Annotated in this window: 17 protein-coding genes; 8 read left to right on the forward strand and 9 right to left on the reverse strand. The window is 71.0% G+C overall.

The window, feature by feature from the left end:
• Positions 1 to 43 precede the first annotated feature (43 nt).
• Positions 44 to 1,387, forward strand: coding sequence for an aspartate aminotransferase family protein (locus EFL26_RS02405; RefSeq protein ID WP_123221298.1), 1,344 nt, complete (start codon positions 44 to 46; stop codon positions 1,385 to 1,387).
• 102 nt (positions 1,388 to 1,489) lie between these two features.
• Positions 1,490 to 2,989 carry a CoA-acylating methylmalonate-semialdehyde dehydrogenase gene (locus EFL26_RS02410; RefSeq protein ID WP_123221299.1) on the forward strand — a complete coding sequence of 500 codons (1,500 nt, stop codon included), beginning with the start codon at positions 1,490 to 1,492 and terminating at the stop codon, positions 2,987 to 2,989.
• 188 nt (positions 2,990 to 3,177) lie between these two features.
• Here EFL26_RS02410 and EFL26_RS24005 read toward each other — a convergent pair whose 3' ends face one another.
• Both EFL26_RS24005 and EFL26_RS02415 read right to left on the reverse strand, forming a co-directional pair.
• Positions 3,178 to 3,315: a hypothetical protein gene (locus EFL26_RS24005; RefSeq protein WP_183407999.1), complete on the reverse strand. Its 138-nt coding sequence runs from the start codon at positions 3,313 to 3,315 to the stop codon at positions 3,178 to 3,180.
• The gene (locus tag EFL26_RS02415) at positions 3,312 to 3,620 is read right to left on the reverse strand and encodes a hypothetical protein (RefSeq protein ID WP_123221300.1); all 309 of its coding nucleotides are present in this window, start codon (positions 3,618 to 3,620) and stop codon (positions 3,312 to 3,314) included. Before EFL26_RS02415 ends, EFL26_RS24005 begins: the two co-directional genes overlap by 4 nt.
• 209 nt (positions 3,621 to 3,829) lie before the next feature.
• On the opposite strand from EFL26_RS02415, the gene EFL26_RS02420 reads away from it, so the two are divergent.
• The 4 genes from EFL26_RS02420 (at position 3,830) to EFL26_RS02435 (ending at position 6,435) form a co-directional block, all read left to right on the forward strand.
• Positions 3,830 to 4,999, forward strand: a complete 1,170-nt coding sequence (locus EFL26_RS02420; RefSeq protein WP_123221301.1) for an acyl-CoA dehydrogenase family protein — start codon at positions 3,830 to 3,832, stop codon at positions 4,997 to 4,999.
• Positions 5,000 to 5,065: 66 nt separating this feature from the next.
• Complete coding sequence (locus EFL26_RS02425; RefSeq protein ID WP_123221302.1) at positions 5,066 to 5,287, forward strand: DUF7218 family protein; 222 nt, start codon at positions 5,066 to 5,068, stop codon at positions 5,285 to 5,287.
• Between the two features lie 23 nt (positions 5,288 to 5,310).
• Entirely contained in the window at positions 5,311 to 6,129 is an 819-nt protein-coding gene (locus tag EFL26_RS02430; protein WP_245999971.1) for a DUF72 domain-containing protein, read from the forward strand.
• 30 nt (positions 6,130 to 6,159) lie between these two features.
• Positions 6,160 to 6,435 (forward strand): hypothetical protein, encoded by a 276-nt coding sequence (locus tag EFL26_RS02435; RefSeq protein WP_123221304.1) that lies wholly within the window; start codon positions 6,160 to 6,162, stop codon positions 6,433 to 6,435.
• A gap of 3 nt (positions 6,436 to 6,438) precedes the next feature.
• Here the strand turns inward: EFL26_RS02435 and EFL26_RS02440 are convergent, their stop codons facing one another.
• Positions 6,439 to 6,666: a DUF3099 domain-containing protein gene (locus tag EFL26_RS02440; protein ID WP_245999972.1), complete on the reverse strand. Its 228-nt coding sequence runs from the start codon at positions 6,664 to 6,666 to the stop codon at positions 6,439 to 6,441.
• A gap of 55 nt (positions 6,667 to 6,721) precedes the next feature.
• Here EFL26_RS02440 and EFL26_RS02445 point away from each other — a divergent pair, with 55 nt between their 5' ends.
• Complete coding sequence (locus EFL26_RS02445) at positions 6,722 to 6,994, forward strand: hypothetical protein (protein WP_123221306.1); 273 nt, start codon at positions 6,722 to 6,724, stop codon at positions 6,992 to 6,994.
• A 28-nt stretch (positions 6,995 to 7,022) separates the two neighbouring features.
• On the opposite strand, the gene EFL26_RS02450 is transcribed toward EFL26_RS02445, so the two are convergent.
• Entirely contained in the window at positions 7,023 to 7,904 is an 882-nt protein-coding gene (locus EFL26_RS02450) for a phosphatase PAP2 family protein (protein WP_123221307.1), read from the reverse strand.
• A gap of 103 nt (positions 7,905 to 8,007) precedes the next feature.
• Here EFL26_RS02450 and EFL26_RS02455 point away from each other — a divergent pair, with 103 nt between their 5' ends.
• Entirely contained in the window at positions 8,008 to 8,580 is a 573-nt protein-coding gene (locus EFL26_RS02455; protein WP_183408000.1) for a TetR/AcrR family transcriptional regulator, read from the forward strand.
• Between the two features lie 193 nt (positions 8,581 to 8,773).
• Here EFL26_RS02455 and EFL26_RS02460 read toward each other — a convergent pair whose 3' ends face one another.
• The 5 genes from EFL26_RS02460 to EFL26_RS02480 form a co-directional block, all read right to left on the reverse strand.
• Entirely contained in the window at positions 8,774 to 10,402 is a 1,629-nt protein-coding gene (locus EFL26_RS02460) for an NAD(P)-binding protein (protein WP_183408001.1), read from the reverse strand.
• Positions 10,402 to 11,406 (reverse strand): thiamine pyrophosphate-dependent enzyme, encoded by a 1,005-nt coding sequence (locus tag EFL26_RS02465; RefSeq protein WP_123221310.1) that lies wholly within the window; start codon positions 11,404 to 11,406, stop codon positions 10,402 to 10,404. Before EFL26_RS02465 ends, EFL26_RS02460 begins: the two co-directional genes overlap by 1 nt.
• A gap of 10 nt (positions 11,407 to 11,416) precedes the next feature.
• Complete coding sequence (porA, locus tag EFL26_RS02470; RefSeq protein WP_123221311.1) at positions 11,417 to 12,676, reverse strand: pyruvate ferredoxin oxidoreductase; 1,260 nt, start codon at positions 12,674 to 12,676, stop codon at positions 11,417 to 11,419.
• Positions 12,676 to 13,263: a 2-oxoacid:acceptor oxidoreductase family protein gene (locus tag EFL26_RS02475; RefSeq protein ID WP_123221312.1), complete on the reverse strand. Its 588-nt coding sequence runs from the start codon at positions 13,261 to 13,263 to the stop codon at positions 12,676 to 12,678. Before EFL26_RS02475 ends, porA begins: the two co-directional genes overlap by 1 nt.
• A gap of 105 nt (positions 13,264 to 13,368) precedes the next feature.
• Positions 13,369 to 15,516, reverse strand: a complete 2,148-nt coding sequence (locus EFL26_RS02480) for an MMPL family transporter (protein ID WP_123221313.1) — start codon at positions 15,514 to 15,516, stop codon at positions 13,369 to 13,371.
• Positions 15,517 to 15,543: the final 27 nt, after the last annotated feature.

The following is a 15,543-nucleotide window of genomic DNA, read 5'->3' on the forward strand; positions in this document are numbered from 1 at the left end:
CCGCTCAGGCGGCCACCCGGCCGGCCCGGAAGGACAACGAGAAATGACGCTCACCGAAGGAACGCCGCAGGCCAGCGAGCACGCCGACCTCGACGACCTGACCTACCAGCTCGACCGCGCCCACGTGTTCCACTCCTGGTCGGCCCAGGCCGCGCTGCACCCGTTGGTGCTCGCCGGCGGCTCGGGGTGCCGGGTGCACGACCACGCGGGCCGCAGCTACCTGGACTTCTCCAGCCAGCTGGTCAACCTGAACATCGGCCACCAGCACCCCAAGGTGGTCGCCGCGATCGTGGAGCAGGCCCAGACCCTGGCGACGGTCGCACCGCAGCACGCCGTGCGGGCCCGCGGGGAGGCGGCGAAGCGGATCACGGCCCGCGCGCCCGACGGACTGAACAAGGTGTTCTTCACCAACGGCGGCGCCGACGCCAACGAGAACGCGATCCGGATGGCCCGGTTGCACACCGGGCGCGACAAGGTGCTCTCGACGTACCGGTCCTACCACGGCAACACCGGCGCCGCGGTGGTCGCGACCGGCGACTGGCGCCGGATCCCGAACCAGTACGCCCGCGCCCACGTGCACTTCTTCGGCCCGTACCTCTACCGCAGCGAGTTCTGGTCGGCGACCGCCGAGCAGGAGTCCGAGCGCGCGCTGCACCACCTGCGCCGCGTGATCGAGGCGGAGGGGCCGAGCAGCATCGCCGCGATCCTGCTCGAGACGATCCCGGGCACCGCGGGCATCCTGATGCCGCCGCCGGGCTACCTCGCCGGAGTGCGCGAGCTGGCGAGCAAGCACGGCATCGTGCTGATCCTCGACGAGGTGATGGCCGGCTTCGGCCGCACCGGCGACTGGTTCGCCTTCGACGCCTACGACGTCGTGCCCGACCTGATCACCTTCGCCAAGGGCGTGAACTCCGGCTACGTGCCGGCCGGCGGCGTGATCATCGCCGACCACATCGCCGCCGACTTCGACGACACCGTGTTCCCCGGCGGGCTCACCTACTCCGGCCACCCGCTCGCGATGGCCGCGATCGTGGCGGCGCTGGACGCGATGGAGGAGGAGGGCATCGTCGAGAACGCCGCCACCGTCGGGCGTGACCACATCGGCCCGGCGCTCGCCGGACTCGCCGAGAAGCACGAGATCGTCGGCGAGGTGCGCGGCACCGGCGTCTTCTGGGCCCTCGAGCTGGTCGCCGACCGCGAGACCCGCGAGCCGGTGAGCGGCGCGGTGATGGCCCGGGTCAAGTCCGAGCTGCTCGCCCGCAACCTGCTCGCGTTCACCGCCGACAACCGGATCCACGTGGTCCCGCCCTGCATCGTCACGCCCGCCGAGGTGGCCGAGGCCGTCGCGGCGTACGACGAGGTGCTGGGGCTCCCGGACCTCTCCTAGCCAACTCACCAGGTTTCGACCCTTCGAGGCTCGCAAGCTCGCACCTCAGGACAAGGGCGAAGCGCTCCTCGCACCTCAACCACCCGCACTGGAGGGAAACCCATGAACGACCAGAACATCCTCGATCACTGGATCAACGGCGGCCCGTCCGCCGGCACGGGCACGCGCACCGGCGACGTCTACGACCCCGCGAAGGGCATCGTGCAGAAGCAGGTGCGATTCGCGTCCGCCGGAGACGTGGACACCGCGGTGGCAGCGGCAGCCAAGGCCTTCGGCGACTGGGGGCAGAGCTCGATCGCCCGCCGCCAGCAGGTGATGTTCGCCTTCCGCGAGCTGCTCAACAGCCGCAAGGGCGAGCTCGCCCAGATCCTCACCGCCGAGCACGGCAAGGTGCTCTCCGACGCGGCCGGCGAGATCGCCCGCGGCCTGGAGGTCGTCGAGTTCGCCTGCTCCCTGCCGCACCTGACCAAGGGCGCGTTCAGCGAGCAGGTCTCGACCGACGTCGACGTCTACACCCTCAAGCAGCCGGTGGGCGTCGTCGGCATCATCAGCCCGTTCAACTTCCCGGCGATGGTGCCGATGTGGTTCTTCCCGATCGCGATCGCCACCGGCAACACCGTGGTGCTCAAGCCGAGCGAGAAGGACCCGTCGGCGGCGAACTGGATGGCCGAGCTGATGGCCGAGGCCGGCCTGCCCGCGGGCGTCTTCAACGTCGTGCACGGCGACAAGGAGGCCGTCGACGCGCTGCTGGTGCACCCCGACGTCGCCTCGATCTCGTTCGTCGGCTCGACCCCGATCGCGAAGTACGTCTACGAGACCGGCACGGCCCACGGCAAGCGGGTCCAGGCGCTCGGCGGCGCCAAGAACCACATGCTGGTGCTGCCCGACGCCGACCTCGACCTGGTCGCCGACGCCGCGGTGAACGCCGGCTTCGGCTCGGCCGGCGAGCGGTGCATGGCGATCAGCGTGGTGCTCGCGGTCGACACGATCGCCGACCCGCTGATCGAGAAGATCACCGAGCGGATGGCCACGCTGAAGACCGGCGACGGCCGGCGCTCGTGCGACATGGGCCCGCTGATCACGCGCGAGCACCGCGACAAGGTGGCGTCGTACGTCGACCAGGCGAGCACCGACGGGGCCACCGTGGTCGTCGACGGGCGCGACGTCGAGGTCGACGGCGAGCCGGACGGCTTCTGGCTCGGGCCGACCCTGATCGACCAGGTGCCGACCACGTCGAAGGTCTACACCGACGAGATCTTCGGCCCGGTGCTGTCCGTGGTGCGGGTCTCGGGCTACCCCGAGGGCCTCGAGCTGATCAACTCCGGTCCGTACGGCAACGGCACCGCGATCTTCACCAACGACGGCGGCGCTGCCAGGCGCTTCCAGCGCGAGGTGGAGGCCGGCATGGTCGGCGTCAACGTGCCGATCCCGGTGCCGGTCGCCTACCACTCCTTCGGCGGGTGGAAGGGATCGCTGTTCGGCGACGCCAAGGCCTACGGCCCGCACGGCGTGGAGTTCTTCACCCGCGAGAAGGCGGTCACCGCCCGCTGGCTCGACCCCAGCCACGGCGGCCTCAACCTCGGCTTCCCGCAGCACTCCTGACCTCGACCACCGCTGGTTGAGGCGCGGTTGCGCAGCAACCGCCTCGAAACCCGGCGAGGCCCGAGGCGCGGACCCTCGGAGGCCCTGACGTGGGGGTTGGTACCGGGCGGGCAACGGCGACGGCGCCGCTGCCCGCCCGGGTCGAAGGCGGCGCGGACCGTCGCCGCGCCGCAAGGTCCGGGTGCTCCTCAGGTGTCCGACACGTAGGTGACCCGGAACCCCTCGGCGCACGGGCGACTGCTCACGACCGTGCCGCCGGCCCAGCGGATGGCGACCAGCTCGAGCGCCAGGTCGTCCGCCGGCACGAGCACCGTCCGCCAGGTCATCGTCGCGCCTGGCTCAGGACCCGGACGCTCCCGCTGACGGCGAGCTTGCCGCGCAAGGGGTTCTCCGAGCGGGTCCGAGTGACGTGGAACCAGCCGTCCCACTCCCACGACTCGGGGCCCAGGAAGAAAGGGGCCAGCTGGAGGCGGACGTAGCCCACCTCGCCGTCGGCGTCGACCACACATGTTCCGTCGGTGATCAGACGTCCGGCCGGATCCCGCAGGTACTTCTGGTTGCGGACCAGCACCCTCGGGCCCCGGCTCGATGGGCGGACCACGGTCGCCGCCGTCGTCGCATCGGTGCTCATGGTCGTCCCCCTCCGTCGTGGGCCGCCGGCGCGGCCGGGATGCACTCGATCTTCCGCAGGACGCGGCCCGGACACATCGGGAGAACCACCGAGGTCACTACGGGGATCGGCTACGTAGGTACTGCGCAAGGACGCGAGGCTGGGGGTGTGTCCGACCGCGTCCCCACCGGGGATCGGCAGATCCTCGGACGTCCTACTAGATTGCGAGGGTGACCGCGCGACGACTGCTGCCCTCCGACGAAGCCGCCGACCTGCTCAGGCTGGTGCGCGACCTGGCGACCCGTGAGCTGCTGCCGCGGGCGGCCGAGGCGGAGCGGAACGAGGAGTTCCCGCGCGAGGTGTTCCGGATGCTCGGGCGCGCCGGCCTGCTCGGCCTCCCCTACCCCGAGGAGTACGGCGGTGGCGGCCTGCCGTACGAGGTCTACCTGCAGGTCCTCGAGGAGATCGGTTCGGTCTGGTCGAGCGTCGGCGTCGGTGTCTCCGTGCACGCCCTCTCCTGCTTCGGGCTGGCCACGGCCGGCACGGAGGAGCAGAAGCAGCGCTGGTTGCCGGACATGCTCGGCGGCGAGCTGCTCGGTGCCTACTGCCTCTCGGAGTCCCACGCCGGCTCGGACCCGGCAGCCATGCGCACGACGGCGCGGCGCGACGGCGACGAGTACGTCCTCAACGGCGCGAAGGCGTGGACCACCCACGGCGGCCAGGCCGACTTCTACAAGGTGATGGCGCGCACCTCCGAGGCCCGCAACGGCATCTCGTGCTTCCTGGTCCCCGCCGACAGCCCCGGCCTCACCGCCGACCCGCCCGAGCAGAAGATGGGGTTGACCGGGTCGACGACGGCGACGATGGTCTTCGACGGCGTCCGGGTCTCCGCCGACCGGCGCCTCGGCGCGGAGGGTGACGGCCTCAAGATCGCCCTGGCCGGCCTGGACTCCGGCCGGCTCGGCATCGCCGCGGTCGCGACCGGCCTCGCCCAGGGGGCGCTCGACCACGCAGTCGCCTACGCGAAGGAGCGCGAGACCTTCGGCAGCCGGATCATCGACCACCAGGGGCTGGCGTTCGTGCTCGCCGACATGGAGGCCGCCGTGCAGACCGCCCGGGCGATGACCCTGCACGCCGCCCGCCTCAAGGACCGGGGCCTGCCGTTCAGCCGCGAGGGCTCGATCGCCAAGCTGGTGGCCACCGACAACGCCATGGCGGTGACCACGAACGCGGTGCAGGTGCTCGGTGGGTACGGCTACACCCGCGACTTCCCGGTCGAGCGCTTCATGCGCGAGGCGAAGGTCATGCAGATCTTCGAGGGCACCAACCAGATCCAGCGCATGGTGATCAGCCGGTCGCTGGAGAAGGACTCCCACGGCGGCATCTCCACCGGCGACTGACCGCGGGTGGTGAGATCCGCGCCATCGGGTACGAGTCGCGGGACATCGGTCGGAGGAGGAGGTTCCATGCCCAGCAAGTCGGCCAACGTGAAGAACGAGGACCAGTACGAAGCCCTCAAAGACAAGGGGATGTCGAAGCAGCGCGCTGCGAAGATCGCCAACTCCCCGAGCGCCTCCAAGCACGGCGGCGAGAAGAGCCACTCGGGCAGCGGCAACAGCTCCCAGGGAGGCACGACCGCGCAGAAGAAGAAGGCCGGTCGCAAGGGCGGGAAGGCCGCCCACCACTGAGCACGCGCGCACCCACCTGCCGGGTGGGGATCTCCGGCTGGACCTACGCGGGCTGGCGCTGCGACTTCTACCCGGCAGGCCTGCCGCACCGGCGCGAGCTCGAGTACGCCGCGGACCGGCTCACCTCGATCGAGATCAACGGCTCCTTCTACTCGCTGCAGCGCCCGTCGTCGTACCGGCGCTGGCACGACGAGACCCCGGACGACTTCGTCTTCGCCGTGAAGGGCGGCCGGTTCATCACGCACATGAAGCGGCTGCGCGACATCGACGCCCCGCTGGCGAACTTCTTCGCCTCCGGCGTGCTGGCCCTCGGGGAGAAGCTGGGGCCGGTCCTGTGGCAGCTCCCCGAGAACCTCCGCTTCGACGCCGAGGTCCTCGACGCCTTCCTCGGCCGGCTGCCCCGGACCACCGCGGAAGCCGCGGAGGTGGCGGCCCAGCACGACGAGCGGCTCTCCGGCGACCGGGTCGACACGACCGTGCGGGTCGAGCAGCGGGTCCGGCACGCGGTCGAGGCGCGGAGCAGCACGTTCGCCACCGAGGAGTTCTACGACGTGCTCGCGACCCACGAGGTGGGCTGCGTGGTGGCCGACACCGCCGGGCGCTGGCCGATGCTCGACCGCCGGACCAGTGACCTGCGCTACGTGCGCCTGCACGGCGACAAGGAGCTCTACTCCAGCGGCTACACCGACCAGGCGCTGGACCGTTGGGCCGAGCGCTGCCGGGGTTGGATGGCCGGCGGCGAGGACGTCGTCGTGTACTTCGACAACGACGCCAAGGGCTTCGCGCCGCACGACGCGGTCAAGTTACTGGCGCGTTTGAGTTGTGACGACGCACGCACATAACAGCGAGGGCTCCGGATCGTTGAGGAGGGCATGAGTCCCTGGTCCGCGATGCCCACCGATTGCCTGCCCACGCTGCGTCGTGCGGTGGTGGAGCATGCCGGCGACGGGACGGACGTGCGCACCACCGTGCTGAGCCTGTGCATCGAGGCCGTCGCGTTCGCCCGTGAGGGCGAGACCCGGCAGGTCGGCACCCGTGCCCGGTCGGCGGCGCACCTGCTGCTCGAGCTCACCTGCCCGCAGCTGGACGCCACCTCGCTGCGCGAGCTGTCGATGGCCTGCGAGCGGGCCGCCGTACGCCGCGGCTGACGCTCACGGCTCGTCGTCGACCTGGTCGGCGTTCCGCGGCAGATCGGACTCGGCCATCGAGCCGCGGTTGGCCACGATCGCGGCCACCGGAGGGATCACCGCCGCCACGACGCTCATCACCACCGCGGCGGGCACCGACCAGAGCCGCACGAGGTTCCAGGCCAGCAGGATCAGCACGATGCAGGTGCCCATCAGCCAGCTGTACGCGCGACGGCGGCGGGCTCGTTCCACCCCTCGACCGTACGCCGGCCGTGACGTCCCACCCGGGTCGGTCGTTGGACCAGGCATGGCAACCGGCGACACCCGAGAGGCTCTGGAGGAGCTGGCGCGCGTCATCGAGGCGCACGCCGCTGCTCATGGGCCGGTGACGCACACCCGGGTGCTCGACCTGTGCGCCGAGGCGGTGGCCTTCGCCCGCGAGGCGCTGCCTGCGGAGGTGCCGGTGCGTGCCCGGTCGGCCGCGCACCTGCTGCTCGACCTGGTCTGCCCACAGCTCGGGCCCGACGCCGTCGGCCGGGTCGCGGCGGCCTGCGAGCGCGCCGCCGTGCAGCTGGCCTGAGCCGACCGCCGGCCCGTTCGACGGGCGGTCAGCGCGTGGCCGGGCTCGGCTGCAGCCGGTCGACCGCGTCGACGACCGTGCGTGCCGCCACGTCGGCCGTCACGTGGCCCGGCGTCGCGACGACGGTCCCCCGCTCAGCCGGGCGACCGGTCTTGCCGAGCGCACGACCGACCAGCGTGACCACCGCGTAGCCCAGCAGGATGCAGGCTGCGCCGCCCACCACGTCGAGCAGGAAGTGGTTCGCGGTCGCCAGGACCACCAGGGCCTGCAGGGTCGGGTAGGCCACCGCGGCGATCCGCCAGCGGCGCCGGCCGAAGCCCCACATCTGGATCCCGCACCACAGCGACCAGCCGAAGTGCAGCGAGGGCATCGCCGCGAACTGGTTGGTGGCGTCACCGAGGCCTCGGGGAGCGGAAGCGGCGTCGCCCCACCAGCCGGCGGCGGCGAAGTGCTGCATCACGTCGATCGTGCCGAGCTCGGGCATCAGGCGCGGCGGGGCCAGGGGCCAGTTCGCGTAGATCACCAGCGCGATCGCCGAGCCGACCACCAGGGCCCAGTAGCCGCGCCAGTACCGCCAGCCACCGCGGCGGCGGGAGAGCACCAGGATGGTCGGGGTCATCACGTAGTGCATCAGCGCGTAGAAGTAGCAGGCCGCGACCGCGAGCACGGGCACCGTGATGATCCAGTGGTCGAGGCTCAGCTCGAGGTGGCGGAAGACGACGCCCTCGAGGTTCGCGATGTCGCGGGCGTGGGCCATCGCCTCGGCCCGGTCGTCGTCGCCACCGCCGGCGCGGACCGTGTTGTAGATGATCGCGAGGATCGACATCGCACCGAGCTCGATGACGGCACGTGAGAGCAGCACACGGCGGACGACTCCCGCCCTGCTCGTCGCGGCTCGCTCCTCGGCCATGGACACCCCGTTGCCCGTCGTACGGTCTTCACACCGTGTTCGATCAGTGTTCGTGAGCGTACCCAACTGACCGATCGGTAAGCAACGAGTTATCGTATTCGCCGTGAGCACCCCGACCGCCGTGGAGCCGCCCCGAACCCGGGAGCGGATCCTCGACGCCGCGCTCGCGCTGTTCGCGGAGAAGGGGTACGACGCGACCTCGATGCGCGAGATCGCCGAGCAGCTCGGGATCACCAAGGCCGCGCTCTACTACCACTTCGACAGCAAGGCCGACATCGTGCGCGCGATGCTCGCCGACACCGAGCGACGCGTCGCCGAGCTCGCGGCCTGGGCGCAGCAGCAGCCCTGCACGCCCGATCTGAGCCGTCAGGTGCTCGCCCGCTGGAGCGACATCATGCAGGCGCGCGGCCTCGCGGCGTTCCGGTTCGTCGTCGCCAACCGCGCCGTGATCGACGAGCTCGGCCCCGAGCGACACGACGGCATGCATGCGTGCGTGGGCGATCTCTGCACCGCTCTGGTGCCCGCCTCGGCCTCCGTCGAGGACCAGCTCCGGATCCGGCTCGCGCTGATGTCGATCAACATGGCTGGTCTAGTCGGCACCGACATCGACGCCGACGAGTCCGACCTCCTCACCGCCGCCCGCCGCCTCGCCCTCGAGCTCCTCCCCGACGCCTGACCCACTCGTTGAGTTGGGTGGAACCGCCCTTCGAGTTGGGCCTGAGCGCCCCACGAGTTGGGTGTTTCCGTCCTCCGCGTCAGCCCCGCGGGGTCCCTCGCGAACGCCGGCAGCTCCACGGGAGGACGGTTTCACCCAACTCAAGGGACGGTTTCGCGCAACTCGACGGGCGGTATCCCCCAACTCGACGGAGTCAGATCTCCTCGGGGACCATCTGGATCGCGCCGGAGGGGCACTCGGAGACGCAGAGGCCGCAGCCCTTGCAGTAGTCGAGGTCGATCAGGTACTTCTCCCCCGGTTGGCCCAGCTTGATCACCGCGTTGTCCGGGCAGACGCCGTAGCAGTTGTCGCAGCTGAAGCAGTTGCCGCAGGACATGCACCGGCGGGCCTCGAAGAGCGCCGTGCCCTCGTCGAGCCCCTGCACGACCTCGTCGAACGTCGACTCCCGGCGGGCCTTCTCCAGCACGGGGCGGTGCGTACGCGGGGCGTCGGAGTAGTACCACGTGTTCAAGGTGTCGTACGTCGCCAGGGCCGGTCGCGCGACGGGCTCGGGTGCCGCTCCGGAGAGCCAGGCGTCGATGCTGCGCGCGGCCCGCTTGCCGTGCCCGACCGCCACGGTCACCGACCGCTCGAACGGCACCATGTCGCCGCCGGCGAAGATGCCCGGGTGCCCGGTCATCAGGTCCGGCCCGACCTGCACGACGCCGTCCTCGACGACCAGGCCGTCGACGCCCTCCAGCAGCGACAGGTCGGTGTCCTGCCCGAGCGCGAGGACCAGCGAGTCGGCGTCGAGCTCCTCAAGCTCGCCGGTCGGCTGCGGGAAGCCGGTCTCGTCGAGCTCCATCTTCTCCACGACGAGCTTGCCCTGGTCGACCTGCTTGATCGTGGTCAGCCACTTGAACAACACGCCCTCGTCCTCGGCCTCCATGAACTCCGACTCGTGGGCGGGCATCCGGTCCTTGTTGCGGCGGTAGACCACGATCGCCTCCGACGCGCCCAGGCGCTTGGCGGTGCGGGCGGCGTCCATCGCGGTGTTTCCGCCGCCGTAGACCGCGACCCGACGACCGAGCAGCGGCTGCTCACCCTCCTCCAGCCCGCGCAGCATCGAGACCGCGTCGAGGACGTGGGCGGCCGACCCGGCCGGGATGTAGGCGCGCTTGCCGAGCTGTGCGCCGACCGCGAGGAACACGGCGTCGTACTGCTCGGCGAGCGCCGCGAGGTCGGTGACCTTGCTGTCCAGCTCCAGCGTCACCCCGAGGTCGAGGATCCGCTGGATCTCGGCGTCCAGGACGTCGCGCGAGAGCCGGTAGCGCGGGATGCCGAAGCGCATCATGCCGCCGGCCATCGGTCCGGCCTCCTTGATCGTGACCGTGTGGCCGCGTCGCGCGAGGTGGTACGCCGCGGACAGCCCGGAGGGCCCGGCCCCCACGACCAGCACGTGCCGGCCGGTCGCCGTCATGTCGACGGAGACCGTCCAGCCCTGGCGCAGGGCCTCGTCGCCGAGGAAACGCTCCACGGAGTTGATCCCGACCGCGTCGTCGAGCTGCGCCCGGTTGCAGGCGGTCTCGCACGGGTGGTAGCAGACCCGACCCATCACCGCGGGGAACGGGTTGTCGACCATGATCTGCCGCCAGGCACGCTCGTAGCCCGCGCCGCCCTCCTCGCCCTCGTAGAGCCAGGCCTGGACGTTCTCCCCCGCCGGGCAACCGTCGTTGCACGGCGGCATCCGGTTGACGTACACCGCGCGCTCGGTCCGCCACGAGCCGGTCTTGTTGGCCCGGCTCGAGCCGATGTCCAGGGTGATGGCAAACGGTTTCTCCATCAGAGCTCGCCTCCCAGCAGGCCGTAGCGGGCGATGTTCCGGTCGGCCTCCTCCTGGAGCCGGGCCACGATGTCCGGCCTGCCGGCGGCCCCGTTCGCGAAGAGGTGGGCGTAGCGCTTCTGCAGCCGCAGGTAGTCCTCCACGGGCACCTGACGCCGGATCTTCGAGACCGCGGTGACCTCGCCGCGCTCACCCTCGAAGACCGGGAAGATCCCACTCTCCTTGGCCAGGCGCGCCACCCGGATCGTGTCGGCGGAGTTCGCGCCCCAGCCGAGCGGGCACGGCACGAGCACGTGCAGGTAGCGAGCGCCCCGGAACGTCATCGCCTTCTCCACCTTGGCCTCGAGGTCGTGCAGGTCGGCGACGGTCGCCGTGGCGACGTACGGGATCTCGTGGGCCATCGCGATCCGCGGCACGTTCTTGCCCTGGCCGAACACGTTGCCCGCCTCCGGCCCGATCGCCTTCGTGTTCGCGGTGCGCGCGGCGGGCGGGGTCGCGCTGGACCGCTGCACGCCGGTGTTCATGTAGCCCTGGTTGTCGTAGCAGACGAACAGCACGTCGTCATTGCGCTCGAACATGCCCGACAGGCAGCCGAAGCCGATGTCGACGGTGCCGCCGTCACCGGCCTGCCCGACCACGCGGATGTCCTCGCGCCCCTTGGCCTTGAGCGCCGCGGCGACGCCCGCGGCGACGGCCGGGCCGTTGCCGAACAGCGAGTGCAGCCAGGGCAGCTGCCACGACGACTCCGGGTACGGCGTGGAGAACACCTCCAGGCAACCGGTGGAGTTCACCGCCACCATGTTGCCGCCGGTGGCACGCATCGCGGCGTCGAGCACGTAGCGGGCGCCGAGCGCCTCGCCGCAGCCCTGGCAGGCCCGGTGACCGGAGGTGAGCGTGTTCGAGCGGCCCATCCGTGCCTGCGCCGTGCGGTGCTCGGGGTCGAGCAGGCGGTTGCCGACGACCGAGGTGCCGACCTGGTAGAGCTTGATCTCCTGGAACGCCATCTCGTCCTCCTCAGACCGACCCGGAGGCGACGACGCCGAGATCGCGCAGCATGTTCTCGGCGTGGGGTCCGCTGCGCCTGCCCTGCCCGGCGCGGGCGAGCTCGCGCTCGACGAGTGCCACGTCGAGGTCCAGGAAGTGCAGCCGCCGGGGGTCCAGCCGCGCCTCGACCACGTCGGCGAACAGCCCGTGCAGCGAGGCCTGCGTGATCGGCCGGCCACCGAGGCCGGCGACCACGTTGTACACCTCGGTCGGCAGGCCGCTCAGCGCGAGCCGGGTGTTCTGCCCCACGATGCCGCCGGCTCCGACCGCGAACGCCTTCTCGACGACCACCACCCGCTTCGCACCGCTCAGCGCCTCGCGGACCTCCTCGAGCGGCCACGGCCGGAAGCACGAGATCGCGAGGGCGCCGAAGCGCACGCCTTCCTCACGCATGGCGTCGACGACCTCCTCGACGGTCCCGAGCACCGAGCCGAGCGCGACCACGACCGTCTCGGCGTCGTCGAGCCGGTAGGGACGCACGAGGCCGCCCGAGTCACGGCCGAACGTGGCCGCGAAGTCCTCGGAGATCCGCGGGATCTCGTCGAGCGCGGCGACCTGCTTGGCGTGCATCAGGTACTTGACCTCCGCGAACGCCTCCGGGCCGACCATCGCGCCGATCGTGACCGGGTCGCGCGGGTCGAGCGACTGCTGCGGGACGAAGGGCGGCAGGAACGCGTCGACCTGCTCCTGGCTCGGCAGGTCGACCGCCTCGAAGGCGTGCGTCAGCACGAAGCCGTCCATGCAGACCATGACCGGCACCGACAGCGTCTCGGCGAGGCGGAACGCCTGGATGTGCAGCTCGACGGCCTCCTGGTTGGAGCGGGCGAACAGCTGGATCCACCCCGAGTCACGCATCGACATCGAGTCGGAGTGGTCGTTCCAGATGTTGATCGGTGCTCCGATCGCGCGGTTGGCCACCGTCATCACGATCGGCAGCCCCAGGCCCGAGGCGTTGAACAGCGCCTCGGCCATGAACAGCAGGCCCTGCGAGGACGTCGCGGTGTAGCTGCGCGCACCGGCGCCCGACGAGCCGATGCACGCCGACAGGGCGCCGAACTCCGACTCGACCATCAAGTACTCGCAACCGGCCAGCTCGCCGGTCCGGACGCGGTCCGAGAGCGCCTCGACGATGTGCGTCTGTGGGGAGATCGGGTACGCCGAGATCACCTCGGGCCGGCACAGCTGCACGGCCGTGGCGACGGCCTGCGATCCCTCGATCTGCCTGAGCATCAGCGCACCTCCGCCGCGCGTGCGCCGGCCGAGGCCAGCACGTGGTCGAACGCCGCTTCGGCGGCCTTGACGTTGCCCGCGCCGACGGCTCCGGCGAACCGGTCGAGGATCGCCTTGGTCACCGCGGTCAGGCTGACCTCGCCGGTGAGGGCGGCGAACCCCCCGAGCAGCGCCGCGTTGGGCAGCGGCCGGCCGAGGTGCTCGCGGGCGAGCTCGGTGGCGGGCACGGTCGCGACCCGGCGTACGTCGAACGCGCCGGCGAGCTCGGCGATGCCGAGGTCGGCCAGCGACCGGGAGGTGTTCACCAGCAGGAAGCCGTCCGGCTTGAGTCCGGCGAACAGGTTGACCTGGTGGAGCAGCGTCGGGTCCTGCACGATCAGCGCGTCCGGGTGGGAGATCGGCTCGCGCAGCCGGATCGGCCGGTCGTCGATGCGGCAGAACGATACGACCGGTGCACCTGTCCGTTCCGAGCCGAAGGTCGGGAACGCCTGGGCATGTCGGCCCTCGTCGAACGCTGCCACCGAGAGCATCTCGGCGGCCGTGACGGCACCCTGGCCGCCTCGCCCGTGGATCCGTACTGCGAACATCCGCCCTCCTCGCCTTCACTTGGAGGCTAGGTGGCGAGGGTGGGGCTGATCAGGGCCAAAGGCCCCCGGCCGGAGGGCCGAACGACGTCAGGCCGGGGCGCGCGGTCAGTCGGCCCCGACGAGCTCGCGCTCGGCTTCGGGTTCTTCGCGGTGCGGGTGCGAGATCTCGACACGCAGGAGCCGGGCCACCCAGTCCGGGAGGTACCAGTTCCAGCTCCCGAACAGGGACACGAGAGACGGCACCAGCAGGGAGCGCACCACGGTCGCGTCGAGCAGGATGCCGAAGCCGAGGGCCGTCGCCATCACCTTCAGGTCCGTGCCCGGCCCGGTTGCCAGCGCGGCGAACGCCAGGAACAGGATCAGCGCGGCGCTGGTCACCAGCCGGCCCGTGCGGCCGATCCCTTCGATGACGGCGTCGTTGGTCGAGCGGCCCTCGTCGTACTCCTCGCGGACCCGGGCCAGGATGAAGACCTCGTAGTCCATGGACAGCCCGAACAGGAACGCGAACACCATCAACGGGATCCAGAACGTCACGGCACCCGTCTCCTGGATGCCGAAGAGGGCGTCGGAGCCGTGGCCCTTCTGCCAGAACAGCACCATGGCGCCGTACACGGCCGTCATCGAGACCAGGTTGAGGATCACCGCCTTGAAGGGCAGCAGCAGCGACCGGAATGCGCGGACCAGCAGCACGAAGGTGAGCAGCGCGATGATGCTCAGCATCAGCGGGAAGTTGCCGTAGACGGCGTGCAGGAAGTCGACCTGGGCAGTGCCGAGTCCGGCGACGCCCAGCACACCGGGGGTCCTGTCCGCGACCTCCTTGACGCGCTTGACCACCTCCACGCTCGTCGAGTTCACGGTCTCCTCGTGCGGCACCAGCACGATCACGGTCCGTCCGTCGGCGGAGCTGGAGGGCGCATCGGACACCAGCGCGGCGTCGACGCCGTCCACGGCGCCCAGTGCGTCGGCCACGGCGGCGGCCTTGTCCTTCTGCGCGATGACCTCGATCGGCGTCAGGACTCCGGTGGAGATGCCGCCGTCCTCGAGGGTGTGCAGCGCCGTGACCGCCGGGCCGGACTTGGCCAGGGAGTCGGAGGACGGTGCGCCGATCTTGATGCCGAGGAACGCCGCGAACAGCACGCCCAGGAGCAGGAACGCGGCACCTGCCGCGACCCAGCGGTGGCGTACGACGAGACGCGCCCAACTGGTCCAGCCGCGGCTCGCGACGTGCTCGTGGCGGATCTTCGGCCAGTCGACGCGGGGACCGATGCCGCCGAGGATCGCGGGAGTCAGGGAAAGCGTGACCAGCACGCTGGCGAACGGAATCAGCGCCCCGCCCATGCCGATGCTGCGCATGAACGGGACCGGGAGCACGATCAGCGCGAGCAGGCCGATCGCCACGGTCAGTCCGCTGAACAGGACGGCGTGCCCGGCGGTCTCCATCGCGGCGACGACCGCGTCGTGGTTGTCCTTGCCGTGGTCGCGCTCCTCGCGCCACCGGGTGACGAGGAGCAGCGAGTAGTCGATCGCGACGCCCAGCCCGACCAGCGCGACCAGGAACTGCACGATGAACGAGACGTCGGTGAGATAGGTGAGCGGAAGCAGCATCAGGAACGTCGACAGGATCGCCACCGCTGCCACGACCAGGGGCAGGAACGCCAGCAGCGAGGCGAACACGAACAGCAGCACGAGCAGCGCGCCGCCGGCGCCCAGCAGCGTCTCCGCCAGGACCCCCGGACCGGTCGCGTCGTCGCCGAGGGCAAGCGCATCGACGCCGGTGACCCCGATCGTCGCACCGGCGGGCTTGACCGCGTCCGCAGCCTTGCGGATCGGCTCGGTCGGCGGCTTGGCGGTCTGGCTCTGGGGGAACGGGTAGAACACCATCGCGTACGCCGTGCGGTCGTCGTCGGTCCGGAAGGCCTTGTCACCGGTGTTCGCCTCGTCGATGACCCGGACGTTCGGCACCCCGGCTCCGACCGCGTCGAAGGTCTTGGCGATCGCGTCCTCGCTGCCGGTGACGGTCTGGCCGGCCGGCACCGTGACGGTCACCAGCATCGGGGTGGTGTTGCCGCCGTTGTGGACCGCCGCGATGATCTTGCCGGCCGCTTCGGTGCCCGGCTGTCCCGGGAGCGAGAAGTCGACGGTCATCCGGTTGCTGGTGGCGCCCGACGTGACGCCGCCGGCGACCATCATCACCACCCAGAAGATCATCACCCAGCGGCGATGCCGCAGTACGAACTCGGCCCATGTGCGCATCCGAATGCTCCCGTCCCCGCGGCGAGG

Source organism: Nocardioides pocheonensis, from assembly GCF_003725535.1.
GTDB lineage: Bacteria > Actinomycetota > Actinomycetes > Propionibacteriales > Nocardioidaceae > Marmoricola > Marmoricola pocheonensis.

Coding starts and splice junctions, on each gene's coding strand:
- EFL26_RS02405 (WP_123221298.1), top strand. CDS start 44: ATGACGCTCACCGAAGGAACGCCGCAGGCCAGCGAGCACGCCGACCTC.
- EFL26_RS02410 (WP_123221299.1), top strand. CDS start 1,490: ATGAACGACCAGAACATCCTCGATCACTGGATCAACGGCGGCCCGTCC.
- EFL26_RS24005 (WP_183407999.1), bottom strand. CDS start 3,315: ATGACCTGGCGGACGGTGCTCGTGCCGGCGGACGACCTGGCGCTCGAG.
- EFL26_RS02415 (WP_123221300.1), bottom strand. CDS start 3,620: ATGAGCACCGATGCGACGACGGCGGCGACCGTGGTCCGCCCATCGAGC.
- EFL26_RS02425 (WP_123221302.1), top strand. CDS start 5,066: ATGCCCAGCAAGTCGGCCAACGTGAAGAACGAGGACCAGTACGAAGCC.
- EFL26_RS02435 (WP_123221304.1), top strand. CDS start 6,160: ATGAGTCCCTGGTCCGCGATGCCCACCGATTGCCTGCCCACGCTGCGT.
- EFL26_RS02445 (WP_123221306.1), top strand. CDS start 6,722: ATGGCAACCGGCGACACCCGAGAGGCTCTGGAGGAGCTGGCGCGCGTC.
- EFL26_RS02450 (WP_123221307.1), bottom strand. CDS start 7,904: ATGGCCGAGGAGCGAGCCGCGACGAGCAGGGCGGGAGTCGTCCGCCGT.
- EFL26_RS02460 (WP_183408001.1), bottom strand. CDS start 10,402: ATGGAGAAACCGTTTGCCATCACCCTGGACATCGGCTCGAGCCGGGCC.
- EFL26_RS02465 (WP_123221310.1), bottom strand. CDS start 11,406: ATGGCGTTCCAGGAGATCAAGCTCTACCAGGTCGGCACCTCGGTCGTC.
- porA (WP_123221311.1), bottom strand. CDS start 12,676: ATGCTCAGGCAGATCGAGGGATCGCAGGCCGTCGCCACGGCCGTGCAG.
- EFL26_RS02475 (WP_123221312.1), bottom strand. CDS start 13,263: ATGTTCGCAGTACGGATCCACGGGCGAGGCGGCCAGGGTGCCGTCACG.
- EFL26_RS02480 (WP_123221313.1), bottom strand. CDS start 15,516: ATGCGCACATGGGCCGAGTTCGTACTGCGGCATCGCCGCTGGGTGATG.